Here is a 26,733-nt window from a genome sequence, read left to right on the forward strand (position 1 = left end):
GCAGCAAGGCCTTGAATCGCCGGGTTGGTTCTCGAAACCATATTGGCGGCATTTAGCCCCCTACAACACCCGGCTCCATTTCCAAAGTAACACCGAAACGTTCCTGTACCGACTTGCGGATTTCCGCCGCAAGTTCTAACACATCACGTCCTGTTCCACCTGAGTGGTTAATCAGCACAAGAGCCTGACGGTTGTGAACACCTACCCGGGCATTTCGGTACCCTTTCCAACCACTCTGGTCAATCAACCAAGCGGCGGCCAGTTTTACTGTGTTGCTCTGAGGGTAGCCAACAACGTTCGGGTACCTCGCCTGAAGCTCGTTAAATTGTTCGACGGGTACAACCGGGTTTTTGAAAAAACTGCCAACGTTGGGAATCATTTCTGGGTCTGGTAACTTCCGCCTGCGAACCGCCATCACAGCCTCCGCCACCGTCAGAGAATCTAAGTCTTGAGCGGTTGCATCACCCAGATAGTCTTCAAGATCCTTGTAGCCAAGCTGTAAGGGCTTTGTACGTGACAGCCTTAGACGAATTTCAGTGATGATGTAGCGGCCGGGTGAGCGCTTAAACAGGCTGTCTCGGTAGGCAAAACCACACTCTGAGTTATCAAGGCACACCAGCCGATTGGAGTCGCGATCCAAGGCTGTAACAGAAAGCAGGGTATCGCAAAGCTCAACGCCGTAAGCGCCTATATTTTGAACCGGTGCCGCACCTGCTGTACCAGGTATAAGTGCAAGGTTTTCAATACCCCGGTACCCCGCCCCAGCGGCATAGAGCACGGCATCGTGCCAGTTTTCACCGGCACCTAAAACCAGTGTGGCACCTGTGTCGTCAACCTGCTCCCAATAACGCGCTGCGATTTGCATTCGAATCACAAGGCCGTGAAAGTCGCCTGCAAAAACCAGATTGCTGCCACTACCAAGCACCAGCGTTTTTTGCCCTTTTTCCTGCGCCCATGCCAGCGCAAGGCGTAGCTCATTTAGGCTAGCAACATCCATGTAGAATTTTGCCATTGCGGACACGCAAAGAGTATTAAGCTTTTTAAGCTGAACATTCTCTTGAGGTTCCGCCTGCTGGCTCACGCCATACCCTCCTGAATTTTCCTAAGCAGGCCAACGCTGGCGTCTTCAATCAGATCGAGCACATGCTCGAAACCATCTTCACCACCGTAATAGGGGTCGGGAACTTCTGCGAGCTCAGTGCTGCCGTATTCAAGAAAAAGCGTGGGCCTAGTGCCACCATTTTGGTGCCATATATCTTTTACGTCGGCAAGATTCTGTCGATCCATAACCACCACGTAATCAAAGGTATCCAGATCTTTCTCGGTAAACTGCCTCGCCTTTAGCGTGCTTAAATCGACGTCGCGCTTGCCGGCAGCCTCAACTGACCGGGAATCCGGCCCCTTTCCTATGTGCCAGTTACTGGTTCCACAGGAATCAATGTGTATTTGGTCCTGCAACCCAGCCTGCTCCACCAGCTTGCGAAAAACACCTTCTGCGGTTGGTGAACGACAGATGTTGCCAAGACACACAAAAAGCACACTGGCGCGTTTACTCATACCCGATTTACTCCCCTTTCATTGTATTTGGCCATCCATCCTCTAACCCGCTGCAAGTCCGCTTCGGTATCAACCCCAGCCGGAGGCGTTCCGGAGGCGACCTCAACGTGAATTCGTGCGCCGTTATACAGCGCCCGCAACTGCTCCAACGACTCCGCCAGCTCTGTAGGTGCCGGGGGCCAGCTGACAAATCGACTGAGTACGCTGGCACGATATCCATAGATGCCGATGTGGCGAAAATATCCGGTGCCATCTCGCAATGCCGCACTGGCATTCGGTGCCGAAAGGTTGTCTTTACCGATGCTGTTCCAGTAATCGCGAGCCCAAGGTATGGGCGCACGGCTAAAATAATGTGCCATGCCCTGTGAGTCGAAAACGACCTTTACCACGTTGGGATTAAAGATCTGTTCCATATCGTGGAGGCGCTCGCAAAGCGTTGAAATCGCTGCATCGGGATAGCGTTCGAGGTTGTCAGCTACCTGATCTATCAGCTCGGGCGGAATCAGCGGTTCATCCCCCTGCACATTCACCACGCGGTGATCGGCATCAAGCCCCAACTTACGTACAACTTCTTCAAGGCGGTCCGTCCCACTCACATGATTGGGCGATGTCATGACCACTTCGGCACCAAAGGCCCCACAGGCATCGTGAATACGAGAGTCATCGGTGGCAACAACAACACGACTGGCTTGGCTTTCAGAGGCGCGCTCGCAAACGTGCTGAATCATCGGCTTGCCACAGATATCCAGCAATGGCTTTCCGGGCAAGCGGGTGGACGCATAACGGGCCGGTATCACAACCGTAAAAGACATTGGGCTTCGATCCTGCAGAGAGCTTGCTCAGTTTTTGTGAAGACGTTCGTCGGTGGAGAGTGTACGAGCTTCGGTCGCGAGCATAACCGGAATACCTTCACGAATGGGAAAGGCCATGGCGTCCTGATAGCAAGTCAGTTCCGTTTTCGCCTCATTCAATTTCAACTCACCCTTGCAAACAGGGCAAGCAAGCAATGCCACGAGTTTTTTGTCCATATATGCGATCTCATTAACGGTTAAGAAGCAGGCTCTTCGAAGCTAGCCCGCAGTTTTTCAAGAACAGCTTCTGAAAATGCCTCTGGCAAGGACGCTTCTACATAGAGCACCCAGGCATTATCCGGTGCAAAACTGCTGCATTTAACGCCGTCTTTGGCGGTCATAACGAGTATGTGACCGGACTCGGAACCGAGATCTTCAGGGCGAAACCGGTGATGATCTGGAAAAGGCACAGCAATTAATTTCGCGCCCAGCTCTTTGAGTGTATCGAAAAAGCGTGTCGGATTACCTATACCGGCTATCGCGCGAACTTTCTGACCTTGGAGGCTCTCGGGAGCTCGAACCTCACCGGTTTTGAGGTTGACCAAGCGCGTTGGCTTGAGGCTCATGGCGTACATTTGCCGGTGCTGGATGCCCGATAGGGCTTCCGGTGACACCCTGCCATCATCATCCGTTGCCGAGGCGCCGTTAACAATTACGAAATCGACGGAATCCAGCCTGCTGACCGGCTCTCGCAGAGGCCCCACTGGAAGTAAGGCACCATTGCCGATGCCGCGACTGCCATCAAATACAGAAAGCTCGATATCCCGGGGCAATCTGTAGTGCTGAAGTCCATCGTCGCAGACTAATACATCCCCTAACGCATTATCGAGCGCAAATGCGGCTGCCCTGCGCCTATCCGGGTCAACAATCACGGGTACGCGCGTTGCCTGTGCCAACATAACCGGCTCATCACCGGCATGGGACGGCAATGTGTCTTCGGTCACCAACAGGGGGTAATCAGACGCCTTGCCACCATAGCCGCGACTCAATATCACAGGGCGCCAGCCTTCAGCCTTCATGGCGCTCACAAGCCAAGCGGTTAGCGGGGATTTTCCGGTACCTCCTGCGGTAATGTTGCCCACAACCACGACCGGAACACCCAGTTTATTGATTTTGGCTTCTAGGGCGTTGCGTCGTCGCATTTCAGCGATCGTGCGGTACAGCCATGAAAGCGGCGTCAACAACAGCAAGGGCCGGCCCTTGCCATACCAGAGGCGATCCACCAAAGAGCTCATGAGTGCTCGCTGAACTGCATTTGATGTAGCTGGGCATATGCGCCATTGCTAGCAAGCAACTCGTTATGTGCGCCGGACTCCACGATGCGACCGTTGTCCATAACCAAAATCCTGTCGGCATTTTCAATAGTCGAAAGCCTGTGGGCAATAACCAAGGTAGTCCGGCCTTGAATAACGGTTTCCAGAGCTTGTTGAATGTGCCGCTCAGATTCGGTATCCAAAGCGGAGGTGGCCTCATCCAAAATCAGAATGGGGGCATCTTTCAACAGCGCTCTGGCAATGGCCAGTCTTTGCCTCTGACCGCCTGAGAGCATAACGCCGTTGTCACCGATCATGGTGTCCAGTCCCTCCGGCATACGGTCGATAAACTCCAGTGCATGGGCTTTCGCCGCCGCCTCTCGTATTTCTTCCCGGCTGCAATCTCTCAGTGCGCCGTAAGCAATGTTGGCTGCTATCGAGTCGTTAAACAGCACAACGTTCTGGGTAACCAGAGCAATTTGGGCTCTCAGTGCTTTCAGGGAAAAGTCTTTAAGGGAGTGTCCGTCAATACGAATATCGCCACCTGTGTATTCGTAGAATCTGGGCAGCAAGCTCACCATGGTTGATTTCCCGCTTCCCGAACGCCCTACCAATGCAACGCTCTGACCTGCTGGAATATCAACGGATATGCCCTCCAACACATTGTCGAGCTGGTCGCGGTAACGAAACGACACTTCATCAAATTCGATATTGCCTTCAACACGCTCGGGCTCAAAGGTGCCGAGATCTTGTTCCGGGGCTTCATCGATGGTTTCGAACACATCGTATGCCGCAGCCACACCCTTCTGGATTTGCGCATGAACCGAGGTGACCTGACGAATGGGCTTGGCCATGGTGGTAGCGGCGGTAATAAATGCAACCAATTGGCCGGTTGTCATTTCACCCCGTATTTCCGGGGCTAACATGGTCCAGACCAAGGCCGCGATAGCAACGGCGACCAGCGTCTGAATCACCGGTACGCTGATCGCTTGGGTAGAAGCCATTTTAAGGCTTTGCTTCAGGTTTCTGTCGTTAACTTGTTGGAAACGCTCTTTTTCATACCCTTCACCGCCAAACGTTCGCACCACCCGATAGCCGGTAATAGACTCGGAAGCCACGTGGGTTATATCACCCATAGAGCCCTGAATACGCTGGCTGATCTTGCGAAACCGCTTGCTGGCGTATCCAACAACGGCTCCAATCAAAGGCCCGACAGCGAGAAAAATCAGGGTCAGTTTCCAGTTGGTGTACAACATAAAACTGAGCAGACCAACGATTGTGAGGCCTTCCCTAAGCGTTATGGTTACGGCATTTGTGGTGGCTTCAGCGACCTGCTCTACGTTGAAGGTAAGCTTGGAAACTAACCTTCCCGCGGCGTTGTCGTCAAAGTAACGGGACGGGAGCGTCATCAGCCGGTTGAATACATCGGTACGAAGCGCATTAATGACTTGTCGACCGACATAGCTGATGAAGTACTGACTTAGAAATGTTCCGACCCCACGAAACATGAACATACCGACAATTAGCGCAGTCAGCAGAATCCGATTTTGGTCGGTGGGGTTCTCAATGGCTGCTATAACGTATTCCATAGCGGCCGCCATGCCCGTGGAAGCGGCCGCGTAAATAATATTACCGACAACCGCAAGCGAAAAGGCCAACCAAAAAGGCTTAACATACGCCAACAAGCGTTTGTACGTTTCCCAACTTTCGCCTGGCTGGACCTTTTTGGGGCCTGTTGGCGGAACTGGCTGGTTCACTGGTCTTCGGTCTCACGTTCGGTAGTAATACTCAGCCGGGCAAAGCCCAAACGACCTGCAACATCCATGGCTCTCACCACGTACTCGTGAGGCGTACGTGCATCCGCGGTAATAACGAATGGTAGGCTGTTATCACCTTCGGCCAACTCGCCTACACCCCGCTCGAGGGTTTCACGACGGTTATTAACCAGAGCCTTATCGTTCAGGATGTACTGGCCCTCAGCGTTAATGACAACATCTATCTGTTTAACTTCGGAAGGCGCGGACGGTTCACCGCTGGCCTCTGGAAGCTCCACCTGCAAGTGGCTTTCCCGCGTAAAGGTCGTCGAGACCATAAAGAAAATCAGCAGCAAAAACACCACATCAATCAGCGGCGTCAGGTCTACTCCGACCTCCTGGCTTCTCTGGCGTGTGAACTTCACGGCGCTCAAGCCTCTTCCACGTCGATTTCACGGTCACCGTGTACCACTTCAACCAGCTTGATGGCTTCCTGTTCCATGCTAACCACCAGCTCGTCTACTCGCCGGATGAAATAGCGGTGACATATCAGAGCAGGAATCGCGATGCTCAAACCGGCTGCTGTGGTAATCAGTGCTTCGGAGATGCCACCGGCTAGATTGCCTGCATTGCCAACGCCCGCTAGCTGAATCTCGGCAAACACTTTAATCATGCCAATAACCGTGCCCAGAAGGCCCAATAGCGGCGTTATTGTTGCTACGGTACCCAAGGGGTTCAGGAAGCGCTCCAGTTCATGAATGACCTGACTGGCCTCGTGTTCAATACTTTCCTTCATGATCTCACGGCCGTGCTTGGCATTCATAAGACCACCCGCGAGAATACGCCCCATGGGCGAAGAGCTTTGCAGCGCTTTGAGCTTGCGGCTATTTAGCTCTTTTTTCTTGATCCAGCGCCAAAGCTCATTAATCGTCTGAGGCGGTGCAACACGCGACGCCCGAAGAGTCCAGAAACGTTCCAGAATAATCGCAAGCGCCAGAATGGAACAGGCAATAATTGGCACCATCAAAATGCCACCAGCTTTCAACAGCTCAAACACGCTTGATCTCCCTGATTGTTAACAAGCCGCGCTACTTTAGCATAGCTGCAGGTCGAGGCCACACCCGCAATGTCACGGTATTTTACACGCATCCCTTGCCAGACCGGGACCGCTAATCCAGAAGGGCGCTTTGTGGCGGGCTTCGGTTGTTCTCAACACCCCATCCACCACCCTCATAACCAAACTGCCCGAGCAAGCCGTGTTAAGCGCCCGGGCACCAGCGCTGCGATAACGGGCCGTTACGTCTCCATGAGGGTGCCCGTACCTATGCCGGTACCCAGCGGTATAAACCACTAAACTCGGGTTAAGCTCGTTAACCCAAACTTCGGAAGATGAGGTTTTACTGCCATGGTGGGGCGCGAGAACAACTCGCTCACGAGGCGTAATATTCGGAGCTTCAGCCTCCGCGGCTTCCAAATACAGCGGCTCGACACGGGAGCTAATATCACCTGGAAACAGCCACTCCACGGCCTGACCCTGCCGGACAGAAAGAACGCAGGATGCGTCGTTGCCTTTGACATCTCCGATCGCCTGCCAGTAGAAAAGCGAAAGCTCGTTACCCACAATGGATCTGCCCGTGCACCCGTAGATGCTTACCGCTTCATCCTGCTCCAGCTTTTCCCGAACAGCCACGGGCTCACCTGTCACAATACGACCAACCTCAAACTCCTCCAGAATCCGGTTAACTCCACCAGAATGATCACTATCGGCATGGCTTATAACCAAGGTATCGATACGCTTAACACCCAAAGCCTTGAGGTTCGGTATGAGCACAGATTCTGCTGCAGAAAAGACGCCTTGCACTTCCGGCCCCGTGTCGTAGAGAAGAACTTCATCGCCCGCCCTGAGCAGGGCAGAGAGGCCTTGCCCCACATCCCAAACCCTCACTTCGGGCTCTGAAACGCGCGGATTTTCGGCATTGGTGGGCAGCCCCGCAGTTGCAGCCCAACTCAGCGCAACGATAACCCCCACCGCCTGAAACGTTCGAATAGGTACTGTTGCAACCAACAGCACCAAGACTGCAAAGCCGCCAATTTCAAGCATACTTCCGTTCAGGTCAGGCCATTTCATAGGAGCAACCCAGCCAAGAAAGTGCCACATTACGCCGAGCACTGCGTCCATCAAGGCAATAACCAAATCCAACACCGGTGGAAGCAAGGCAACCATAATCCCGCCAGCAATAAGCACTGGCATAACCACCAACGAGACCCAAGGAATAGCGAAAATATTTGCAAGCAAGCCTGCTACCGGCTGCCCCTGCCCGACTAGTTCAAGCAGCGGCCAGAGCCCGGCAAATACTGCCCCTTGAGCCAACAGCAAGCCCGCGAGCCAACCGGTACCGCCCAAACGGCCCGCAAACACACAGAGGAGAACAGAGACAGCCCCGAACGACAGCCAAAACCCCTGATCCAGTGGTGCAAATGGATCCAGTAAGAGCACAAGCCCCAGCGCAATCACTAGAGAATGCCAAGCAGGTTCATGCCGGGCTTTGAGCAGGACCCAGCTGCCAACCGCAACCATAATCAAAGCCCTGCGGGTCGGTACTGTGAAACCTGCTGCCAGTGCGTAGAGCAGGCAGCAAAAAAGCACAACACCAAATGCGGTTAAACGAACGAAGCGCTCACTAAGCCGATAGGACGATATGGCCAATAGAAATCGACGAGCAATTAGCCCGGCACCTAATGCCACCAAGCCTAAATGAAGGCCGGAGATAGCAACCAAATGGATTGTGCCCGTCGCCTTTAAAACACCCCAGTGCTCCGCAGACAAATGACCCCGGTTCCCTATAAGCAGCGAGGCAACAAGAGGATGGTAGCTGGCTTTAACAAACTGCTCATCCACCCAGACTGCAAGTCGAATGTGAAGACGATGATACTGGCATTCAAATGCACAGCTAACAGACGGGTCCGAAGCGGCACTTCGGACACTACCGGTAGCGCGGTAGCCTTTGCGAAACAACCAATCTTCGTAGCGAAAGCCTTCGGGGTTTAATGCGCCATGAGGCTTTTTAAGCACCACCTCAAGACGCAACCGGTGATCTGGAAGCCGTCCTTCGGGTTGGCCATACCAAGCCAAACGCAGTGTTTTGGGTAGAAAACTGTTAGCCTGCTGAGTCAGGGAAACCCCGTACCAACGTGTTACGCAAAAGCTGAACCGGATGCTATTGAAACTACCAGCTGCTGGAAGGTCACAGACGTAACCGGACACATTGACCCTTTCACCCTCAAGCTCATCAGGAAGCCGCTGATCAAGGCGTTCGTGAGCCCAAAAGGCGGCCCAAAAGGCACCCAATGTGAAACCAATAATAAGCGGCCAACATGCCGTGGGAAGCATTCGCCGCACCGGTAAAAGTAGGAATATAACCGCCAATGTGGCCAGATACAGCCACACTTGAGCTGGCAACACCGCCAATCTATAAAGTAAGATGACGCCGCAGGAAAAAGCGAAAACGCTCAGCACTGTAGATCTTCCGGACAATCCATGTCCTCCCGATGAGTTTATCCGTCGGCGACATCCTTGACGCCGGAGTTTCATTCTACTCGAAGGTAGACTTTCTTAATGCCGAAGAAGTTCATGAAACGCTATCTGCCATCACCTGAAAGGGTACAAGCGATGCAATCGCTTGGATTCCTTGGCGATATCCTGAATGAACCCAATCTATGGCACATAAACCGTCACAGTGTTTCCAGAGCGTTTCTAATTGGCGTGTTTTTCTGTTTTATCCCCATGCCGTTCCAGATGCTTGCCGCAGGTTTTTTTGCCATCTGGTTTAACGCCAATCTGCCCCTCTCTGCAGTACTGGTGTGGATCAGCAACCCGATTACAATGCCGCCTATTTTCTATTTCAATTACAAGGTTGGCGCATGGGCACTTAATCGGCCGGTACTGAACTTCGACTTGCAACTCTCGTGGCCATGGCTTAGCGAGCGCCTTTTGGACATCGGCATACCGTTGTATTTGGGTTCACTAATGGTCGCCACAGTTTCCGCATGCATCGCGTATTTGGGAATACAGTTTATCTGGCGCCGAAAAATCCGAACAGACTGGCAACTACGGCGCAAAGCTCGCCTGGAACTCCAGCGAGCCAGCGGCGATCACAACTCCTGAACCAGCCGCCCCTGCTCCAGCCTCAGCACTCGCCCCAAGCTTCTAGCCATATTCATGTCGTGGGTTACCATGACAAACGCAATCCCTAGCTGGTCCCGCAAAGACTCGATAAGTGCCCGGACACCCTCACCTGTGTGTTCATCAAGATTACCGGTGGGCTCGTCCATCAACACGCAATCCGGCTCGTTCACCAACGCTCGGGCGATAGCCACACGCTGGCGCTCGCCACCGGACAACTCTCCGGGCTTATGCTCCAAGCGCTCGGCAAGCCCGACTCTTTGCAAAATTGACTGCGCACGGGAACGTGAATCGCTCACCGGCATGCCACCAAGGGCACAGGGCATCATGACATTCTCGAGTGCAGTGAATTCGGGCAGCAAATGATGGAACTGGTAAACAAAACCCAGATGCCGGTTTCGAAAGCGCGCGCGCCCCGCCTCAGACAATCGGTGAATATCCTTGCCACAGATAGAAATCTGCCCCGTTGAAGGTTTGTCTAGCCCACCAAGGAGGTTTAGCAGTGTTGTTTTACCCGCGCCGCTGCTGCCCACAATCGCTACTGTTTCACCCGCCGTCACTTCCAACGAGATATCAGAGAAAATGGTCAGTTTTTCAGGCCCCTGAGTGTAGGTTCGGGTCACTTTCCGACAGTCGATCACCAGAGGTACGTCCTTCATGGCACCGCTTTCCTTATTCATAACGAAGAGCCTCCGCAGGATCAACTCGTGACGCTCTCCACGCCGGGTAAATGGTTGCTAACAAACTCATGGTAAGCCCGGCGCCACTGATAATGGCTACGTCTTGCCATTGCAACTGGGAGGGTAGGTAACTGATAAAATATACATCCGCACTCAGGAACTGCTGCCCTATCGCACCCTCAAGCCAGGCAATAAATGCACTGATGTTAAGCGCACCCAAAACGCCTAGAGTAGTGCCAATCAAAATACCAAAAACCCCAATAACCGCACCTTGCACAATGAAAATCCGCATAATTCGCCCGGGGGTTGCCCCCATGGTTCGCAGAATAGCGATATCCGCTGTTTTGTCGGTGACCACCATTACCAATGTGGACACAATATTGAACGCTGCCACCGCCACAATGAACATCAGCAACAGGCCGATCATGGTTTTCTCCATGCGAATAGCCTGGAATAGATTGCCGTGAGTGCGAGTCCAGTCTGAAATGTAGTAGCGGCCGGACAAGCCGTTCGCCGCCTCTTCAGCAACCTTGGGGGCTGCAAAAAGATCATCAACCAACAGCCTTACGCCCTGGGCTTTGCCTCCGGTGCGCATAAGTTTTGCCGCATCGTCCATGTGGATGAGTGTGTAATTACCATCCAGTTCTGCGCCAACGCTGAAAACACCCTTTACAGTGAAACGCTTGAGACGCGGCAACACACCTGCGGGCGTTACAGACGCTTCGGGGAGCACCACGGTTACTTTATCCCCCAACTGTAACCGCAAACTGGACGCCATAGTGCGCCCTACAATGATGCCGAACTCTCCGGAAACCAGATCATCAAGCCTGCCTTCAATCATGTGGTTTTCGATGATGGAAACCGAGCGCTCCTCCTCTGGCAATATGCCATTTAGCATAACGCCCCGCACATCACCGCCACCGGTAACCATGCCCTGCCCTTGAATAAACGGCGCAGCTGCTAGCACTCGTGGATGTTGTTGCACTTGAGCATCTACCGATTCCCAGTCATCCAACGGCCCACTGCCTTGGATGATGGCATGGGGAACCATGCCCAAAATTCGCTGCTTGAGCTCACGATCAAAACCATTCATGACGGAGAGCACAATTATGAGCACCGCAACGCCAAGCATAAGCCCGATCATGGATGTGAGAGATATAAAAGATATAAAGTGGTTGCGCCTTTTGGCTGCGGTATAACGCAAGCCGATATACAACGATAAGGGTCTGAACATGGAGGGTTGCCTGTCGCTACCTTCAGGTCGATCGTGGTCTGGAATTCCCCCTCGCAGCCTTTCAGCACGGAGGGAAACTGCTAAACTCTAACTACTTGCTATATTTCTCATACGCGGAGCCCCGAATGCACACCCGAGACGCACCTTCCGAACCGGCAGACAATCTGCCTGAGCGCCGGGAATTTTTCCGCATCGAAGACCGCATTGGTCTGGAAGTTCGTAAGCTCTCGTCCCCTGAAGAGTTCGATGACAACCTCTTTGGTGACGACCACCTCGAGAACCTGAAAGCTGATTTCAGACGGCTGGACCAGGACATCAAATCCCAGCTTGCTAGCCTTTCAGATCAGGACCGCCTACTTACGGGACTGGTTAAGTCCCTCAACGGCAAGCTGGACACGCTAGCGCGCATTATGGCCTTTCAGCAAAATCCCTTGCAACCGGATGAATGGCAACACGTCACTCTGAGCGAAGGCGGTCTGGCCTTTTCCGGGCGTAGGCACGCATGGCACACTGGCGATCAGCTTGCGGTTCGCATGACCCTGCCACCAGAACTGTTCCAACCCCGCGCCATTGCAGAGGTGTTGGATGTACAGGCCAGCGAAACAGGCAGAGCAAGGGTTCATACCCGTTTCATTAAGATACAAGATAGCGACCGCCAGCAAATTGCCCGTCATGTGATGCGTTGGCAGATACGGCAGCGACAAAAAGAGTAGACTGGCGAAAACATGTGACTTTTGCCCATAATTCTCGGATATTACGTTTTATCCATGTCCCCGGAGCGCTTACCGGAGACCCGCGCATTAATGGAGAAGCTTCAATGACAATAAAGCGAGTGGTAACTGGAACCTTCGCAGCCGCCATGATGTTCACTCTGGCCCCAGTGTCTGGCGCCTTAGCTGAAGACCTGCGCATGCCGGTGGGCAATCAGGCAGACAGAAGTCAGCAGAGCATGCCTAGCACAGGCATGACACAAGCCTCGGTACGCGCCTCTTGGGGCCAACCGGAATCTGTGGAAGGTCCTGTCGGCCAACCCCCTATCAGCCAGTGGCACTACGGTAAATTTGTGGTTTATTTCGAAAGCGACAAGGTCATCCATTCGGTGCTGAAACCCCAGCGCTGAGACCTCTGAAGCGAACGTTTTTCGCCCGGTACGGCCGGACATGCATCCTGACGATACGCCGCCCTTTGTTTAGAATGGCGGCTTTTGCAATTTTAAGGTGACTATAACGTGACATCTCGACGCGTGTTGCCCGCTGAGTGGGCACCCCAAAGCGCCGTTGTGCTTACTTGGCCTCACCCAGGTACCGACTGGGCAGGGATTATGGATGAGGTAGAACCGGTATTTCTTGAAATCGCTCGGTCGGTTCTTCGGTTCCAACATCTGGTTATCAGCTGTGAACACGTGGTTCGATTGCAAGAGCTGGAACGCGAACTCAACAACTGGGCCAGCGAACTAAGCCTGCCGGGGCGTGTCAGTGCTGTGCCAGCCCCGGCAAACGACACCTGGACGCGCGATCACGGCCCCATTACCGTACTGATAGACGGTAAGCCCACCCTGCTGGATTTTCGCTTCAACGCATGGGGCGGCAAGTTCCCCTGGGAAAAAGACGACGCCCTCAACCGGCACCTTGCCAATTTCGGCGTATTCGGAGCCACCCCCATGCAGGCGGTCGACTTTGTGCTTGAGGGAGGCTCCATCGAGTCTGATGGCGAGGGTACGTTATTAGCCACCAGCGAATGCCTTTTAACCCCTTCTCGCAATGCCTCCATGGACCGGAGGGGCATCGAACACACACTGTCTGAAATGCTGGGTGCCAACCGAATCCTTTGGCTCAACCATGGCTATCTGGCGGGTGATGATACCGACAGCCACATAGATACACTGGCCCGCTTTTGCGCTCCAGACCATATTTGCTACATTGCCTGCCCCGATGTCGCAGATGAACATTACAGCGCCTTGGCAGCCATGGAAGAAGACCTTCAAGAGTTTCGCCAGCGGGACGGCTCTCCCTACAAACTGACCGCGCTACCCTGGCCAGAGCCCGTATTCGATGACGAAGGCGAACGCCTCCCGGCTACCTACGCCAACTTCCTAGTCATTAATAGCGCAGTGCTGTTCCCGATATACGACGTTGCGCAGGATGAAGAAGCCATTCGCATTATGGGCGGCATTTTCCCTGACCGGGAAATTATTCCTATCAACTGCCGCCCGCTTGTAAAGCAGCATGGCAGCCTGCACTGCGTCACCATGCAAATCCCCGAAGGAGTCGTCACGCTATGAGCGATCATTCCGGCAAAACTCAGGTGACTGACCAACTAGCAGTTGCCGCTATTCAACAGGCATGCAGTCAAGACAAGTCAGCCAGTTTGGCAACAACAGAAATGCTGGTTCGTGAGGCTGCCGCTGGCGGGGCTCAGCTGATCGTGTTGCAAGAACTGCACGCTACCCAATATTTTTGCCAGACTGAAGACACCAGCATATTCGACCTTGCCGAACCCATCCCCGGCCCAACAAGCGAACGGCTATCAGACCTTGCCCGGGAGCTTAACGTGGTGATCGTCGGCTCTGTGTTTGAGCGCCGCATGAACGGCGTGTATCACAATACCGCCGTCGTCATCGAAACTGACGGTTCCATTGCCGGCCTGTATCGAAAAATGCATATCCCCGACGACCCCGGGTTCTATGAGAAATTCTACTTCACACCAGGCGATGCTCAGTTCAACGACGGTCGCAACGGGTTTTCTCCCATCGAAACCTCTGTAGGAAAGCTCGGCGTTCTCGTTTGCTGGGATCAATGGTACCCGGAAGCTGCCCGATTGATGGCTCTGGCTGGCGCTGAAATACTCATTTATCCCACCGCGATCGGTTGGGACAGCACCGACGACCCAGATGAGCAAGCGCGGCAACTAGAGGCATGGGTCACGGTTCAGCGGGGCCACGCAGTAGCAAACAACCTGCCGGTAATTGCACCCAACCGAGTAGGCGCTGAACCCGACCCTACCGGACATTCCGACGGCATTCGATTTTGGGGTAACAGCTTTATATGCGGCCCTCAGGGCGAGTTTTTGGAACGCGCCGACGACAGCACTGAGTGCATACTAAGTGTCACCCTTGATCGCCATCGCAGCGAATCTATTCGGCGCATATGGCCGTACTTCAGAGACCGGCGCATCGACGCGTACGGCGACATTCTCAAAAGAGTGAGGGACTGAGCTCGGCATGAAAAATCTGATGGACACCGTTGTTACCGAATTGAATCAAATCCTGCTTGGCAAAGAGCGTCAGGTTCGCTTGGCTCTCTGCGGCCTGCTTGCCAGCGGCCACCTATTGATTGAAGACATTCCCGGCATGGGCAAAACCACACTGTCCCACGCCTTGGCGAAAGTGATGGGCTTGAGCTACCAACGCATTCAATTTACAAACGACCTATTGCCTGCCGACGTTCTGGGCTACTCCATGTATGACAAGCAAGCCGGTAGTTTGGTGTTCCATCCGGGGCCTATTTTTGCTCAAGTTGTACTGGCGGATGAAATTAACCGTGCATCTCCGCGAACACAGAGCGCCTTGCTTGAAGCTATGGAAGAACGTCAAGTCTCCATCGAAGGCGAGACCCGGCCACTACCCCAACCTTTCTTCGTGATTGCCACACAAAACCCCACGGAGCAAGGCGGCACCTACCCACTGCCAGAGTCACAGCTTGATCGCTTTTTGATGCGCATAAGACTTGGCTACCCTGACCCCAGAGCTGAGCGAGAACTACTGGAAGGAGAAGATCGGCGGGTAATGACAGACCGACTTGGCACCCTGCTTTCAAAAACTGACTTGGCGAAGCTCCAGCAAGAAGTCACCCGCGTCACCGCAAGCCCAGCGTTGCTGGATTACATCCAACGCTTGCTAGAACAAAGCCGCCGCATGCCCGGACTGCTTTACGGCTTATCACCTAGAGCAGGGCTCGGTCTGGTCAGAGCCACCAAAGCTTGGGCTCTAATGGAGGGGCGGCATCACGCCTTGCCCGACGACATTCAAGCAGTGTTTCCAGCCGTAGCCGAACACCGACTTGAACAAGGTGAGTCCGGAAAGAGCGTCGAGCGGGTGCGCCAACTGCTCGCCAGCGTATCCGTACTCGGATAACGGATAGATAGCATTGCTTTATCAGGGGAATTGACCAAAACAAATGGCAGCCGTCCACTTTCATGGTAGCCTTTTGATCTTCCTCGCAATACGAGCTCTTAAAGAGCCCGACACGCACCGAATTAACGAGAGACACCCATGAGCGAAACCAAACACTCCCGGCTGATCATCCTCGGCTCCGGTCCCGCCGGATACACCGCCGCCGTCTACGCAGCCAGAGCCAACCTAAACCCGACCCTGATCACCGGCATCGAAGTCGGCGGCCAACTCACCACCACTACAGACGTAGACAACTGGCCTGGCGACAACGACGGCGTACAAGGCCCGGAACTCATGCAGCGCATGCTCAAACACGCCGAGCGATTTGAAACCAACATCGTGTACGACACCATTAACGAAGCCGATCTAAAAAACCGTCCCTTCCGCCTCAAAGGTGACGGCGGCGAATACACATGTGACGCTCTCATTATCGCCACCGGCGCATCTGCCATGTATCTGGGCTTGGAATCTGAAGAAAAATTCAAAGGCCAAGGCGTATCTGCCTGCGCCACCTGCGATGGATTCTTCTATAAAAAGCAAAAAGTCGCCGTCATCGGCGGCGGCAACACCGCCGTTGAAGAAGCCCTGTACCTCTCCAACATCGCCGCAGAAGTCACTCTGGTACACCGCCGTGACAGCCTGCGAGCAGAGAAAATCCTTCAGGACAAACTCTTCGAAAAAGCCGAAAACGGCAACGTTAAAATTGTATGGGACCACACCTTAGACGAAGTCCTAGGCGACGGTACCGGCGTAACCGGCATGCGCATAAAAAGCATGAAAGACGGAAGCACTCAAGACTTTGACCTGTCTGGCGTCTTCATCGCCATCGGCCACAAGCCCAACACTGGTTTGTTCGAAGGCCAGCTGAACATGGAAAACGGCTACATAAAAATCCAGTCCGGCCTCGAAGGCATGGCCACACAAGCCAGCATCCCCGGCGTATTCGCTGCCGGCGACGTAGCTGACCATGTATACCGCCAAGCGGTGACCTCTGCCGGTTTTGGTTGCATGGCGGCGCTGGACGCTGAGAAGTTTTTGGATCAACAGAATTAAAACAGGCTACTCGAACGTTTGACGAAGCCGGAGGGCGGGTGGTTCTGAAACTGTGCGAAGCCATGGGTGAAGAGCGAAAGCTCTTCACGGGCTGGCCAAGGACGGCCAGCTCAGGACTTTCACTGCGACGCAGGAGCATTAAGCAGTGAAAGGCGTAGCCAAGCGTACAGGGAAGTATCCACAGCGTGTTTCAGAACCACCCGTCCTCCGGCTGACACCCCAAGCCCAAGGCCAGCCGAATCCAACTCCAAAGTTAAAGCAGATGACCTCACTACCCTGGCTAGACCCTGACCACCTGTGGTTCCCCCCAGCCGAAGAAGCCCTCGACGACCCCGATGGCCTACTCGCCGTTGGAGGTGACCTTTCAACAGAGCGTCTAATCCTCGCCTACCGTAGCGGTATCTTCCCCTGGTACAGCGACGACCAACCCATACTCTGGTGGTCCCCAGACCCCCGCTGCGTGCTCTTCCCCGAAAACATACACATATCACGAAGCCTGCGTCGAACACTCAACAAACGCCGCTTCCAAGTAACCACAGACCAAGCCTTCGGCCGCATCATCCGCCTATGCGCCTCCACCCGGAGCGAAGGCACCTGGATCACTGACGACATGATCGCCAGCTACTCCGCACTGCACCGCCAAGGCGTCGCCCACTCCATAGAAGTGTGGAACCAAAATGGCGAACTGGCAGGTGGCATGTATGGGCTCGCGATCGGGCAATGCTTCTTCGGCGAATCCATGTTCTCCCTTGAAACCAATGCCTCCAAAGTCCTCATGGTCCATCTGGCTCACCAGCTTCAGGAATGGGGCTATCGCATCATGGACTGCCAAGTGGAAAGCGATCACCTTCTTACCATGGGCGCCCACACCCTACCCAGAAGCGAATTTTTATCTATAATCACTCAATACGCAGATCGAAAACCGGATCAGCCCGACTGGACATTCCACTGGCAATGGCCCGGGCCGGAGGCCTGAATGAGTAGTCTCAAAACTCTGGTATTCTTTGCAACACCAGCCCACGACTGCAGCTATCTGCCCGATCGCGAAGCTACAACCATGTTCGTGGATCCGCGTGCCCACATCGACAAAAAGCTCTACAGCCAACTTACCGCGCTAGGATTTCGGCGTAGCGGGTCGCATTACTACCGGCCACACTGTGAAACGTGCAACGCCTGCATTCCTGTACGACTGAATGTAAACAACTTTCACCCGGATCGCAGCCAACGCCGGGTCATGAAAAAAAACAACGACCTTAAATGCACTTTAGTGCCCGCAGAATTCAACGAGAGTTATTATCAGCTATACGCCAACTACGTCGAACTTAGACACAAAGATGGCGATATGTACCCTCCGTCCCGGGAGCAGTTCATTTCATTTTTGGTCGAAGGTGCCACAGACTCTTGGTTTTTGGAGATGCGCAAAGATGGAGAACTCCTCGCTCTGGCGGCGATAGACATGCTGGATGACGGGCTCTCCGCCATATACACCGTGTTCAATCCGGCCCATGAGAGCCGCAGCCTGGGCACCTTTGCGGTGCTCTGGCAAATTGAAGAAACCAAAAAGCGTGAACAGCCTCACCTCTACCTTGGCTACTGGATAAAGCAGTGTCAGAAAATGAATTACAAAACCCGCTTCAAGCCCATGGAAGCCTTCCATGATGGTCAATGGCGTGAAATCAACGCCGAATAAGGTAGTTTGGCGTTATAAATAGCAGTATAAGGAACCAGTAAGCTTCTTTTTTGCAGTCGTTAGCGAACTCACTTTGCCAAACGCTCATAAATCAGGCAGAATTGCGCACTTTAAAATTACAGTTAGTATTCCCAATAGAGGTTTTTACTGAATGGCGAAGACAGATGCTATTGAAATGGAAGGCGTTATTCTTGACACCCTTCCAAACACTATGTTTCGGGTTGAGTTAAGCAATGGACACGTTGTTACCGCCCACATTTCCGGCAAGATGCGCAAAAACTATATCCGCATCCTGACCGGCGACAAGGTCAAGGTTGAATTAACGCCTTACGACCTGAGCAAAGGCCGGATTGTGTACCGCGCCCGTTAAAACGACGGCGATATCGAATAATAAAAAAACCGCTACATAACTGCAGCGGTTTTTTTGTTAGCACCTTCTTTGCAGCTTAAACGGCTTCTGCAGGCTCATCTTCATAGTCAAATACCAGATCATCATCTTTAAGGTGGATAAACACATCCCCACCCTTCTCAGACAAACGACCAAACAGAATCTGCTCAGCTAGAGGACGCTTAATCTTGTCCTGAATCAGACGCGACATCGGGCGGGCGCCCATCGTCACATCGTATCCCTTGTCTGCGAGCCAAGACTTAACCTCATCATCCACATGCAGAACTACATGCTTCTCGTCTAGCTGCGCTTGTAGCTCTGTGAGGAACTTGTCCACTACATGGGTGATGGTTACCTTCTGCAAGTCACCAAACTGGATAATACTATCCAGACGGTTACGGAACTCCGGTGTGAAGGTTTTGCTGATAATCTCCATACCATCACTGCTATGATCCTGCTCGCTAAAGCCCATCGAACGGCGAGCCATGCTTTCAGCTCCAGCGTTGGTGGTCATCACGAGAATCACGTGTCTGAAGTCGGCCTTGCGTCCGTTGTTGTCAGTCAAAGTGCCGTGGTCCATAACCTGCAACAACAAGTTGAAGACTTCCGGATGCGCTTTCTCGATTTCATCCAGCAAAAGCACGCAGTGTGGATGCTTGTTAACGGCTTCTGTTAACAGGCCACCCTGATCGTAGCCCACGTAACCCGGGGGCGCGCCAATGAGGCGGGAGACCGTATGGCGCTCCATATATTCGGACATGTCGAATCGAACCAACTCGACCCCGAGCGCCTTGGAAAGCTGCTTGGTCACCTCTGTTTTACCAACACCCGTAGGCCCGGCAAACAGGAAGGAACCATCCGGCTTTTCTGGTGACTTCAAACCCGCGCGCGCCAGCTTGATTGCCATTGTGAGGGATTCAATGGCCGGGTCTTGCCCGAATACCACCATCTTAAGATCCCGTTCCAAATTCCGTAGCAAATCTTTATCGCTGCTGGATACGTTTTTAGGCGGAATACGGGCAATTTTAGCGACTACTTCCTCGATTTCCGAGACATCAACCGTTTTCAGACGCTTGTCCTCAGACATCAGCCGCTGCCTTGCGCCCGCCTCATCAATCACATCAATGGCTTTATCCGGGAGATGGCGGTCTGTAATGTAACGGTCTGCCAATTCCGCGGCCACTCGTAAAGCCTGATCCGTGTATTTCAGATCGTGGTGCTTTTCAAAGTTCGGCTTCAGACCTTTGAGAATCTGGTAGGTATCCTCAACACTAGGCTCATTTACATCAATCTTTTGGAAGCGTCGGGCCAGCGCACTGTCCTTCTCGAAGATGCCTCGGAATTCCTGATAGGTGGTGGAACCGATGCAACGAATCTCACCGGAACCCAGCATTGGCTTGAGCAGGTTCGAAGCGTCCATCACACCACCAGACGCGGACCCTGCACCAATGATGGTGTGAATCTCATCGATAAACAGAATCGCGTGCTTCTGTTTCTTCAACTCCGCCAGCAAGGCCTTCAAGCGCTTCTCGAAGTCTCCACGGTATTTTGTTCCTGCCAGCAGAGCGCCGAGATCCAGTGAATACACTACGCCATCGGCGATAATTTCTGGCACTTGGCCATCAACAATGCGTTTGGCAAGCCCTTCCGCAATGGCGGTTTTGCCTACACCGGCTTCGCCCACAAGCAACGGGTTGTTCTTGCGGCGGCGCACAAGAATCTGCACCACTCGTTCTACCTCGTGCTCACGCCCAATTAAAGGATCAATGCGCCCTTGGCGGGCCTGTTCGTTTAGATTGGTTGCGTAGGCTTCCAGCGGCTTGGACTGCCCTCCTTCATCGCCCGCTTCCTCATGTGAGGCTTGCTCACTGCTATCCGGGTCTTCAGCGCCTTGAACACGGGAGATCCCATGAGACACAAAATTGACGACATCAATGCGCGCGACACTCTGCTTTTTGAGCACATACACGGCCTGACTTTCCTGTTCGCTGAAAATGGCAACCAGAACGTTAGCGCCAGTTACCTCTTTCTTACCGGAGGATTGCACATGGAACACAGCGCGCTGTAGCACTCTCTGAAACCCAAGAGTGGGCTGAGTCTCGCGCTCATCATCGCTACCCGGAATCAACGGTGTTGTGGAATCCACAAATTCGACCAGCTCATCATGGAGCTGCTTGAGGTCTGCACCGCAGGCTTTGAGAACACCCACAGCAGACTCATTCTCCAGCAGAGCCAACAATAAATGCTCTACGGTCATGAACTCATGGCGCTTATCGCGGGCACTTTTAAAGGCCGTATTCAGCGTAATTTCAAGATCTTTGCTCAGCATGGGCCACCCCAACGTCTATCAGTCTGCACATTCAATCTCGCAAAGGAGCGGATGTTCGCATTCCGAGGAATACTGGTTCACCTGTGCCGCCTTTGTTTCCGCGATGTCCCGGGTATACACCCCGCATACTGCTTTTCCCTGCGTATGGACGAGCAGCATCACCTGCGTCGCCTTTTCTTCATTCATACCGAAGAAGGTCATTAGCACATCCACAACAAAGTCCATGGGTGTGTAGTCGTCGTTAAGAAGCATCACCTTATATTGGGCCGGACGCTTCAGTGCAGGCTTTTCGGGAGCAACGCTGAGCTCATCGTGACGCCCTGGCAGTTCTTCCTCCCCCTGATTTAATACTAGTAGAGAATTTTCGATAGTCCGCATCATTCTTTACCGGTTATCGGTGCCTTTAATCAATGTGGTTGTCTGGACCCGGGTTTTCAAGTCAGATTCAAGCCCGAGCGTGAGGTATTTATCAATACGAACATAATACCGCTTCCGGACTGCGTTCAACCACACATTACCGTAATAGAAGCTATTGACTCGACCTCGGGTTTGGTCGACAGTTACCTAAGAGTGTTAAATAATGTAAATCCACGTACAACTTGTGTAACAAAACCGGTGAAGTGCAGACTTTATTTGCCGGTTTTGGGGCCTACAACAACAAGTGACAGTGAAAGAACAGGGGAGTTCATCATGCCAAGAGGCAAAGTAAAGTGGTTCAACAATGCCAAAGGGTACGGCTTCATTATTGAAGATGGCTGCAGTGACGACCTGTTTGCCCATTTTTCATCCGTCCAGATAGACGGATATAAAACACTAAAGGCAGGTCAAACAGTCAGTTTTGACAAAAAGCCAAGCGACAAGGGTGTGCACGCCGTCAACATCGTACCGGATGAGCAAGCAGCCACCTCTAACGAGGCGTCGGATCATGCGGAATACTCACCCCGCGCAGCGAACGGCTAACCAACCGACTCGACTATGTCGATGTATAGGAGCCCTCTTGCTGAACTAAAGCTGGAGGGCCGTCTATTTCCGAGCGCTGAGCACGGGACCTAACCCGAGCTTTTCAAACCCGTCCTTTCTACGTAATCTTCCCCCTGCTTTCAATTTCTTCGCCCTGGAACTGCCTCGATGGCCGATCTCATTCTGTTCAACAAGCCCTTTCAGGTACTCTGCCAATTTACGGATGAACCCGCTAAACACGGGCAAAAACGGCGCGCTACTCTAGCCGACTGGATTCGCATCCCGAACATCTACCCTGCCGGGCGGCTCGATTACGATTCCGAAGGTTTACTGCTATTGACCAGCGACGGGGCCCTACAACACCGAATCGCATCCCCCGAACAAAAGATGCCTAAAACTTACTGGGTTCAGGTAGAAGGCGAGATTTCTGCAAGCGCAATAGACCAACTCGCCGCAGGCGTTACACTTAAAGACGGGCGAACGCGGGCCGCTAAAGCCCGCAAAATGGGTGAGCCAGAGGTTTGGCCCAGAGTGCCGCCCGTACGCCAACGCAATACAATACCCACCAGTTGGCTGGAGTTAACCATTACCGAAGGTCGCAACCGGCAGGTACGACGGATGACCGCTGCGGTAGGGTTTCCAACGTTGCGACTGATCCGCTATCGTATTGGCGACTGGTCGCTGGATGGGCTTGAGCCGGGCAAATACCACAAAATACCCGTTAACCTGCCTACAACAAGACCAAAATCCGCGAAGCGCCCGATACCGACTAAATCAGGCAAAACGCCAAGGAGACGACGAAGCTCATGACCTGGACGCCACACGCCACGGTAGCCGTGGTTGTAGAAGATTCCGACGGCCGCTTCCTGATGGTGGAAGAACACAGCAGCGGAAAGGTTGTATTCAATCAACCCGCCGGTCACGTTGAAGAAGACGAGGCGATTCTCGATGCCGTCCGCCGGGAAGCGTTGGAGGAAACCGGCTGGGACGTCGAACCCAAGCACTTTCTTGGACTATACACCTACAAAGCTCCTGCAAACGGGGTAACCTACTATCGGTTCTGCTTTATCGGCAAGGCACGACAACAGGTCACAGAAGAGCTCGATACAGGGATCATCGCAGCTCACTGGCTGCCACTAGAAGACATTCGGCAGCTTGGCGACAAGCTACGCAGCCCTCTGGTTATCAAGTGCATAGAAGATTACCGAGATGGCCGTTGTTATCCACTGGATGTGATCGCAGACTCGCAGACGTAACCGGCACAAAATGTTAAACTCCCGCGTTTTGCACCGGTGCCAAGAATTGTCATGACGAATCCATCATCCGAAGCTCGCCCCCCAGAAAAAACACGCGTTATCGTCGGCATGTCCGGCGGTGTTGATTCATCGGTGGCGGCCTGGTTGCTCAAAGATCAGGGATATCAGGTCGAAGGCCTGTTTATGAAGAACTGGGACGAGGATGACGGTACCGAGTACTGCACCGCCATGACAGACCTAGCAGACGCTCAAGCAGTCGCGGATGAAATGGGCATAAAGCTTCATACCGCGAGCTTTGCTGCCGAATACTGGGATCGTGTTTTCGAACACTTCCTTTCGGAGTATCAGGCGGGCCGCACACCCAACCCGGACATTCTTTGCAACAAAGAGGTTAAATTCCGGGCTTTTCTCGATTACGCCATCACACTGGGTGCGGACTACATTGCCACCGGGCATTACACCCGCCAGCAAACGCTCGCGGATGGTTCAGGCAAAGCGTTGCTGCTGAAAGGTCTGGACGGCAACAAGGATCAGAGTTACTTCCTTCATGCAGTCTCCGGTGAGCGCATTTCCCGCACACTCTTCCCTGTGGGCGAGCTGGAAAAGCCCGACGTCCGCCGGATTGCCGAGCAGCAAGGCTTCATCACCTATGACAAGAAAGACTCCACCGGCATCTGCTTTATCGGTGAGCGTAAATTCAGCGATTTTCTGAAACAGTATTTGCCCGCTCAACCGGGTGATATTGAAACCCCGGAAGGCAAAAAGATCGGTCAGCATCAGGGGCTTATGTACCACACCATAGGCCAACGTCAGGGCCTCGGTATTGGAGGGCTCAGCAACTTTGGCGACGATCCTTGGTACGTCGCGGACAAAGACCTGAAACGTAACGTACTGACCGCCGTTCAGGGCAAACACCACCCGCTTTTGTTCTCCCGGGGTTTAGTCTCTGACCCAATCGACTGGGTCGCCGGTGAGCCTCCAGCCAAGTCCTTCCGTTGCAAAGCAAAAACCCGCTATCGCCAACCGGATCAAGACTGCGAAGTGACTGTTATTGAGGGTGGCGTAAAAGTGGTATTTGACGACGCCCAAAGAGCTGTAACACCGGGCCAATCTGTGGTTTTCTACGATAGAGACATCTGCCTTGGTGGCGGAGTGATAACAGAAACCTGGCGCGATGGCGAAGCCCTTCCCGAACGTATTTCGCTAACTCAGTTAACGCAGGAACTACACCAATGAGTCGGTCGCTCCATGACCAAACCCTTGCATTGGCAGGCGTATTCCAAGCGGCCAATCTTGTTCAGCAAATCGCTAACAACGGCACCTGCAATCAAACCAGCCTGGAAACCTGCCTGCGCTCACTGTTTGCTACCGACCCGGCTAGCACTCTAGACGTCTATGGCGGTGAGCTTGCAGACGTACGTGAAGGCCTAGTTACCCTTGCGACGGTCATGAGCGATCAAAAAAAACAGCAGGATATTGAGGTGCTGCGCTACGTTCTCAACCTCATTCATCTCGAATCCAAGCTCAACCGACACAGCGACATGCTAGAAGTAATCGGTAGCCGCATAGAGCAGGCTCGCCACACAGCCAGTCACTTTGGCTATGTGCATTCGAATTTGATCAGCAATCTGGCCTCTATCTACACCGACACCATCAGTACATTCAGCCTGCGTATTCAGGTGAGCGGCAACCCTTCACTACTCCAGCGCGACGAGAATGCTGCCAAAGTTCGAGCGCTTCTACTGGCAGGCATTCGGTCAGCCGTGCTCTGGAGGCAATCCGGTGGGCGCCGCTGGCAGTTGGTTCTGTCGCGCCGCAAGGTGATTGCGCATGCGCGAGAGCTTGCAGAGAAAACAAACCGCTCCTTCGATGGCTAATGTGTTGCCACTGATTCTGTGTCGCCACTGATTCGCGCGCCGTGCTGGTGTATTATGGACGTTCTTATTTTCCAAACCCTTTTCTATAAACCCTTTTTCTGAACCGATTATTTGTGAGGTTTTCGATGGAACTCAACGCCTTGACCGCCATTTCACCGGTCGATGGACGCTATGGCAGTAAAGTCAGCGTTTTCCGTGATATTTTCAGTGAGTATGGCCTGATCAGAAACCGCGTGACGGTGGAGATCCGGTGGCTGCAGAAGCTGGCGGCGCACTCGGAAATCGCCGAGGTTCCAGCGTTCAGTTCAGAGGCTAGCGCCTTCCTTGATAAAATGGTCACCGATTTTAGCCTTGAAGATGCTGAACGTATCAAGGAGATTGAGCGAACCACAAACCACGATGTAAAAGCGGTTGAATATTTCATTAAGGAAACCATTGCCGAAGTTCCGGAGCTACATTCGGTTACTGAATTTGTCCACTTTGCCTGCACTTCAGAGGATATTAACAACCTATCCCACGCACTGATGCTGCGCGAAGGTTTGGACAAAGGCATGCTACCCGCAATGGCCCGCGTTGCCGACAAGCTGGGCGAACTCGCGAAAGAACACGCCGAACAACCAATGCTCTCGCGCACCCACGGCCAAACAGCGTCCCCCACCACTGTTGGCAAAGAATTAGCCAACGTGGTGTATCGACTGCACAGGCAGATCAAGCAAATCCGCAACATTGAAGTTTTGGGCAAGATCAACGGTGCTGTGGGCAACTACAATGCGCACATCTCTGCTTACCCTGCGGTAGACTGGGCAGCTAACGCCAAGGCGTTTATCGAAAGCCTCGGCCTGGATTTCAACCCCTACACTACCCAGATCGAACCCCACGATTACATTGCCGAACTCTATGATGCCGTAGCGCGCTTCAATACTATTTTGATTGATCTGGACCGGGACATCTGGGGTTACATTTCACTGGGCTACTTCAAGCAAAAAACCATTGAAGGCGAAGTGGGTTCATCAACTATGCCCCACAAGGTCAATCCCATCGACTTTGAAAACTCCGAAGGTAATCTAGGCATTGCAAACGCCCTGCTTGGCCACCTGTCGGCGAAGCTACCTATCTCTCGCTGGCAGCGCGATCTAACCGACTCCACGGTACTGCGCAATCTAGGCGTCGGTTTTGCCCACAGTTTGATTGCCTATGAAGCTACGTTGAAAGGGTTGGGTAAACTGGAAATCAACCCAGAGCGCCTGAACGGAGATTTGGACAAAGCCTGGGAAGTGCTTGCAGAGCCCATCCAGACCGTCATGCGCCGTTACAACATTGAAAAGCCCTATGAAAAACTCAAAGCTTTGACGCGCGGCAAAGCCATGACGCCAGACGTAATCAGAAGCTTTGTAGAAAGCCTTGATATGCCAGAAAGCGCAAAAGCAGAGCTGATGGCACTCACACCGGGCAACTATATCGGCAACGCTATTGATCAGGCCCGCAACATCTAACTTG

29 protein-coding genes are annotated in these 26,733 nt (G+C 53.2%); 16 read left to right on the forward strand and 13 right to left on the reverse strand.

What is annotated here, in order from left to right; all coding sequences use genetic code 11:
* Positions 1-52 precede the first annotated feature (52 nt).
* From murB to KO508_RS15195, 9 genes are all read right to left on the reverse strand, one after another.
* Positions 53-1,081, reverse strand: a complete 1,029-nt coding sequence (murB, locus tag KO508_RS15155; protein ID WP_216009137.1) for a UDP-N-acetylmuramate dehydrogenase — start codon at positions 1,079-1,081, stop codon at positions 53-55.
* The gene (locus tag KO508_RS15160) at positions 1,078-1,557 is read right to left on the reverse strand and encodes a low molecular weight protein-tyrosine-phosphatase (RefSeq protein WP_216009138.1); all 480 of its coding nucleotides are present in this window, start codon (positions 1,555-1,557) and stop codon (positions 1,078-1,080) included. The genes murB and KO508_RS15160 overlap by 4 nt, the downstream gene beginning before the upstream one ends.
* Positions 1,554-2,369: a 3-deoxy-manno-octulosonate cytidylyltransferase gene (gene kdsB / locus KO508_RS15165; RefSeq protein WP_216009139.1), complete on the reverse strand. Its 816-nt coding sequence runs from the start codon at positions 2,367-2,369 to the stop codon at positions 1,554-1,556. Before kdsB ends, KO508_RS15160 begins: the two co-directional genes overlap by 4 nt.
* Positions 2,370-2,396: 27 nt before the next feature.
* The gene (locus tag KO508_RS15170) at positions 2,397-2,585 is read right to left on the reverse strand and encodes a Trm112 family protein (RefSeq protein ID WP_200361051.1); all 189 of its coding nucleotides are present in this window, start codon (positions 2,583-2,585) and stop codon (positions 2,397-2,399) included.
* A gap of 20 nt (positions 2,586-2,605) precedes the next feature.
* Positions 2,606-3,643: a tetraacyldisaccharide 4'-kinase gene (gene lpxK, locus KO508_RS15175; RefSeq protein WP_216009140.1), complete on the reverse strand. Its 1,038-nt coding sequence runs from the start codon at positions 3,641-3,643 to the stop codon at positions 2,606-2,608.
* Entirely contained in the window at positions 3,640-5,418 is a 1,779-nt protein-coding gene (gene msbA, locus KO508_RS15180) for a lipid A export permease/ATP-binding protein MsbA (protein ID WP_216009141.1), read from the reverse strand. The genes lpxK and msbA overlap by 4 nt, the downstream gene beginning before the upstream one ends.
* Complete coding sequence (locus tag KO508_RS15185; protein WP_216009142.1) at positions 5,415-5,840, reverse strand: ExbD/TolR family protein; 426 nt, start codon at positions 5,838-5,840, stop codon at positions 5,415-5,417. Before KO508_RS15185 ends, msbA begins: the two co-directional genes overlap by 4 nt.
* Before the next feature lie 5 nt (positions 5,841-5,845).
* Positions 5,846-6,472 carry a MotA/TolQ/ExbB proton channel family protein gene (locus KO508_RS15190; protein WP_216009143.1) on the reverse strand — a complete coding sequence of 209 codons (627 nt, stop codon included), beginning with the start codon at positions 6,470-6,472 and terminating at the stop codon, positions 5,846-5,848.
* A 72-nt stretch (positions 6,473-6,544) separates the two neighbouring features.
* Positions 6,545-8,932 carry a DNA internalization-related competence protein ComEC/Rec2 gene (locus KO508_RS15195; protein WP_354668044.1) on the reverse strand — a complete coding sequence of 796 codons (2,388 nt, stop codon included), beginning with the start codon at positions 8,930-8,932 and terminating at the stop codon, positions 6,545-6,547.
* Positions 8,933-9,031: 99 nt separating this feature from the next.
* Between KO508_RS15195 and KO508_RS15200 the strand changes: the two genes are divergently transcribed.
* Complete coding sequence (locus KO508_RS15200; protein WP_216009145.1) at positions 9,032-9,580, forward strand: DUF2062 domain-containing protein; 549 nt, start codon at positions 9,032-9,034, stop codon at positions 9,578-9,580.
* Here KO508_RS15200 and KO508_RS15205 read toward each other — a convergent pair.
* The gene (locus tag KO508_RS15205; protein ID WP_216009146.1) at positions 9,568-10,278 is read right to left on the reverse strand and encodes an ABC transporter ATP-binding protein; all 711 of its coding nucleotides are present in this window, start codon (positions 10,276-10,278) and stop codon (positions 9,568-9,570) included. The two genes, KO508_RS15200 and KO508_RS15205, sit on opposite strands and share 13 nt — an antisense overlap.
* Positions 10,271-11,512 (reverse strand): lipoprotein-releasing ABC transporter permease subunit, encoded by a 1,242-nt coding sequence (locus KO508_RS15210; protein ID WP_216009147.1) that lies wholly within the window; start codon positions 11,510-11,512, stop codon positions 10,271-10,273. Before KO508_RS15210 ends, KO508_RS15205 begins: the two co-directional genes overlap by 8 nt.
* Before the next feature lie 125 nt (positions 11,513-11,637).
* On the opposite strand from KO508_RS15210, the gene KO508_RS15215 reads away from it, so the two are divergent.
* The 9 genes from KO508_RS15215 to infA all read left to right on the forward strand — a co-directional run bounded on the left by KO508_RS15215 (position 11,638) and on the right by infA (position 18,796).
* On the forward strand, positions 11,638-12,225 hold the full coding sequence (locus KO508_RS15215; RefSeq protein ID WP_216009148.1) for a PilZ domain-containing protein: 588 nt from the start codon (positions 11,638-11,640) through the stop codon (positions 12,223-12,225).
* A gap of 104 nt (positions 12,226-12,329) precedes the next feature.
* A complete protein-coding gene (locus KO508_RS15220) occupies positions 12,330-12,632 on the forward strand; it encodes a hypothetical protein (RefSeq protein ID WP_216009149.1) in 303 nt (100 codons plus the stop codon).
* Positions 12,633-12,740: 108 nt separating this feature from the next.
* On the forward strand, positions 12,741-13,793 hold the full coding sequence (locus KO508_RS15225) for an agmatine deiminase family protein (RefSeq protein WP_216009150.1): 1,053 nt from the start codon (positions 12,741-12,743) through the stop codon (positions 13,791-13,793).
* On the forward strand, positions 13,790-14,725 hold the full coding sequence (locus KO508_RS15230) for a carbon-nitrogen hydrolase (protein ID WP_216009151.1): 936 nt from the start codon (positions 13,790-13,792) through the stop codon (positions 14,723-14,725). The genes KO508_RS15225 and KO508_RS15230 overlap by 4 nt, the downstream gene beginning before the upstream one ends.
* Positions 14,726-14,732: 7 nt before the next feature.
* Entirely contained in the window at positions 14,733-15,644 is a 912-nt protein-coding gene (locus tag KO508_RS15235) for an AAA family ATPase (RefSeq protein WP_216009152.1), read from the forward strand.
* A 138-nt stretch (positions 15,645-15,782) separates the two neighbouring features.
* Positions 15,783-16,736 (forward strand): thioredoxin-disulfide reductase, encoded by a 954-nt coding sequence (gene trxB / locus KO508_RS15240; protein ID WP_216009153.1) that lies wholly within the window; start codon positions 15,783-15,785, stop codon positions 16,734-16,736.
* 262 nt (positions 16,737-16,998) lie between these two features.
* Entirely contained in the window at positions 16,999-17,712 is a 714-nt protein-coding gene (gene aat, locus KO508_RS15245; protein ID WP_216009154.1) for a leucyl/phenylalanyl-tRNA--protein transferase, read from the forward strand.
* The gene (locus KO508_RS15250; protein WP_216009155.1) at positions 17,713-18,426 is read left to right on the forward strand and encodes an arginyltransferase; all 714 of its coding nucleotides are present in this window, start codon (positions 17,713-17,715) and stop codon (positions 18,424-18,426) included.
* Between the two features lie 151 nt (positions 18,427-18,577).
* Positions 18,578-18,796: a translation initiation factor IF-1 gene (gene infA, locus KO508_RS15255; protein ID WP_071263575.1), complete on the forward strand. Its 219-nt coding sequence runs from the start codon at positions 18,578-18,580 to the stop codon at positions 18,794-18,796.
* A 76-nt stretch (positions 18,797-18,872) separates the two neighbouring features.
* Here infA and clpA read toward each other — a convergent pair whose 3' ends face one another.
* Both clpA and clpS read right to left on the reverse strand, forming a co-directional pair.
* Positions 18,873-21,143: an ATP-dependent Clp protease ATP-binding subunit ClpA gene (gene clpA, locus KO508_RS15260; protein ID WP_216009156.1), complete on the reverse strand. Its 2,271-nt coding sequence runs from the start codon at positions 21,141-21,143 to the stop codon at positions 18,873-18,875.
* An 18-nt stretch (positions 21,144-21,161) separates the two neighbouring features.
* Positions 21,162-21,521 (reverse strand): ATP-dependent Clp protease adapter ClpS, encoded by a 360-nt coding sequence (gene clpS / locus KO508_RS15265; RefSeq protein ID WP_100639663.1) that lies wholly within the window; start codon positions 21,519-21,521, stop codon positions 21,162-21,164.
* Between the two features lie 312 nt (positions 21,522-21,833).
* Here clpS and KO508_RS15270 point away from each other — a divergent pair, with 312 nt between their 5' ends.
* The 6 genes from KO508_RS15270 (at position 21,834) to purB (ending at position 26,729) form a co-directional block, all read left to right on the forward strand.
* Positions 21,834-22,103, forward strand: coding sequence for a cold shock domain-containing protein (locus tag KO508_RS15270; protein ID WP_216009157.1), 270 nt, complete (start codon positions 21,834-21,836; stop codon positions 22,101-22,103).
* Positions 22,104-22,271: 168 nt separating this feature from the next.
* Positions 22,272-22,913: a pseudouridine synthase gene (locus tag KO508_RS15275; RefSeq protein WP_216009158.1), complete on the forward strand. Its 642-nt coding sequence runs from the start codon at positions 22,272-22,274 to the stop codon at positions 22,911-22,913.
* Complete coding sequence (locus KO508_RS15280) at positions 22,910-23,359, forward strand: NUDIX hydrolase (RefSeq protein ID WP_216009159.1); 450 nt, start codon at positions 22,910-22,912, stop codon at positions 23,357-23,359. The genes KO508_RS15275 and KO508_RS15280 overlap by 4 nt, the downstream gene beginning before the upstream one ends.
* Positions 23,360-23,410: 51 nt before the next feature.
* Complete coding sequence (gene mnmA, locus KO508_RS15285) at positions 23,411-24,595, forward strand: tRNA 2-thiouridine(34) synthase MnmA (protein ID WP_216009160.1); 1,185 nt, start codon at positions 23,411-23,413, stop codon at positions 24,593-24,595.
* Entirely contained in the window at positions 24,592-25,236 is a 645-nt protein-coding gene (gene hflD / locus KO508_RS15290) for a high frequency lysogenization protein HflD (protein ID WP_216009161.1), read from the forward strand. The genes mnmA and hflD overlap by 4 nt, the downstream gene beginning before the upstream one ends.
* Positions 25,237-25,361: 125 nt before the next feature.
* A complete protein-coding gene (purB, locus tag KO508_RS15295; RefSeq protein ID WP_216009162.1) occupies positions 25,362-26,729 on the forward strand; it encodes an adenylosuccinate lyase in 1,368 nt (455 codons plus the stop codon).
* Positions 26,730-26,733 lie beyond the last annotated feature (4 nt).

Source organism: Marinobacter salexigens (genome assembly GCF_018860765.1).
Lineage (GTDB): Bacteria > Pseudomonadota > Gammaproteobacteria > Pseudomonadales > Oleiphilaceae > Marinobacter > Marinobacter salexigens_A.

Excerpts from the sequence above, each read along its gene's own strand:
- KO508_RS15160 (WP_216009138.1), bottom strand. The coding sequence starts at position 1,557 with ATGAGTAAACGCGCCAGTGTGCTTTTTGTGTGTCTTGGCAACATCTGT.
- kdsB (WP_216009139.1), bottom strand. The coding sequence starts at position 2,369 with ATGTCTTTTACGGTTGTGATACCGGCCCGTTATGCGTCCACCCGCTTG.
- KO508_RS15170 (WP_200361051.1), bottom strand. The coding sequence starts at position 2,585 with ATGGACAAAAAACTCGTGGCATTGCTTGCTTGCCCTGTTTGCAAGGGT.
- lpxK (WP_216009140.1), bottom strand. The coding sequence starts at position 3,643 with ATGAGCTCTTTGGTGGATCGCCTCTGGTATGGCAAGGGCCGGCCCTTG.
- KO508_RS15200 (WP_216009145.1), top strand. The coding sequence starts at position 9,032 with ATGCCGAAGAAGTTCATGAAACGCTATCTGCCATCACCTGAAAGGGTA.
- KO508_RS15205 (WP_216009146.1), bottom strand. The coding sequence starts at position 10,278 with ATGAATAAGGAAAGCGGTGCCATGAAGGACGTACCTCTGGTGATCGAC.
- KO508_RS15210 (WP_216009147.1), bottom strand. The coding sequence starts at position 11,512 with ATGTTCAGACCCTTATCGTTGTATATCGGCTTGCGTTATACCGCAGCC.
- KO508_RS15215 (WP_216009148.1), top strand. The coding sequence starts at position 11,638 with ATGCACACCCGAGACGCACCTTCCGAACCGGCAGACAATCTGCCTGAG.
- KO508_RS15220 (WP_216009149.1), top strand. The coding sequence starts at position 12,330 with ATGACAATAAAGCGAGTGGTAACTGGAACCTTCGCAGCCGCCATGATG.
- KO508_RS15230 (WP_216009151.1), top strand. The coding sequence starts at position 13,790 with ATGAGCGATCATTCCGGCAAAACTCAGGTGACTGACCAACTAGCAGTT.
- KO508_RS15235 (WP_216009152.1), top strand. The coding sequence starts at position 14,733 with ATGAAAAATCTGATGGACACCGTTGTTACCGAATTGAATCAAATCCTG.
- trxB (WP_216009153.1), top strand. The coding sequence starts at position 15,783 with ATGAGCGAAACCAAACACTCCCGGCTGATCATCCTCGGCTCCGGTCCC.
- aat (WP_216009154.1), top strand. The coding sequence starts at position 16,999 with ATGACCTCACTACCCTGGCTAGACCCTGACCACCTGTGGTTCCCCCCA.
- KO508_RS15250 (WP_216009155.1), top strand. The coding sequence starts at position 17,713 with ATGAGTAGTCTCAAAACTCTGGTATTCTTTGCAACACCAGCCCACGAC.
- infA (WP_071263575.1), top strand. The coding sequence starts at position 18,578 with ATGGCGAAGACAGATGCTATTGAAATGGAAGGCGTTATTCTTGACACC.
- clpA (WP_216009156.1), bottom strand. The coding sequence starts at position 21,143 with ATGCTGAGCAAAGATCTTGAAATTACGCTGAATACGGCCTTTAAAAGT.
- clpS (WP_100639663.1), bottom strand. The coding sequence starts at position 21,521 with ATGCGGACTATCGAAAATTCTCTACTAGTATTAAATCAGGGGGAGGAA.
- KO508_RS15270 (WP_216009157.1), top strand. The coding sequence starts at position 21,834 with ATGCCAAGAGGCAAAGTAAAGTGGTTCAACAATGCCAAAGGGTACGGC.
- KO508_RS15275 (WP_216009158.1), top strand. The coding sequence starts at position 22,272 with ATGGCCGATCTCATTCTGTTCAACAAGCCCTTTCAGGTACTCTGCCAA.
- KO508_RS15280 (WP_216009159.1), top strand. The coding sequence starts at position 22,910 with ATGACCTGGACGCCACACGCCACGGTAGCCGTGGTTGTAGAAGATTCC.
- mnmA (WP_216009160.1), top strand. The coding sequence starts at position 23,411 with ATGACGAATCCATCATCCGAAGCTCGCCCCCCAGAAAAAACACGCGTT.
- hflD (WP_216009161.1), top strand. The coding sequence starts at position 24,592 with ATGAGTCGGTCGCTCCATGACCAAACCCTTGCATTGGCAGGCGTATTC.
- purB (WP_216009162.1), top strand. The coding sequence starts at position 25,362 with ATGGAACTCAACGCCTTGACCGCCATTTCACCGGTCGATGGACGCTAT.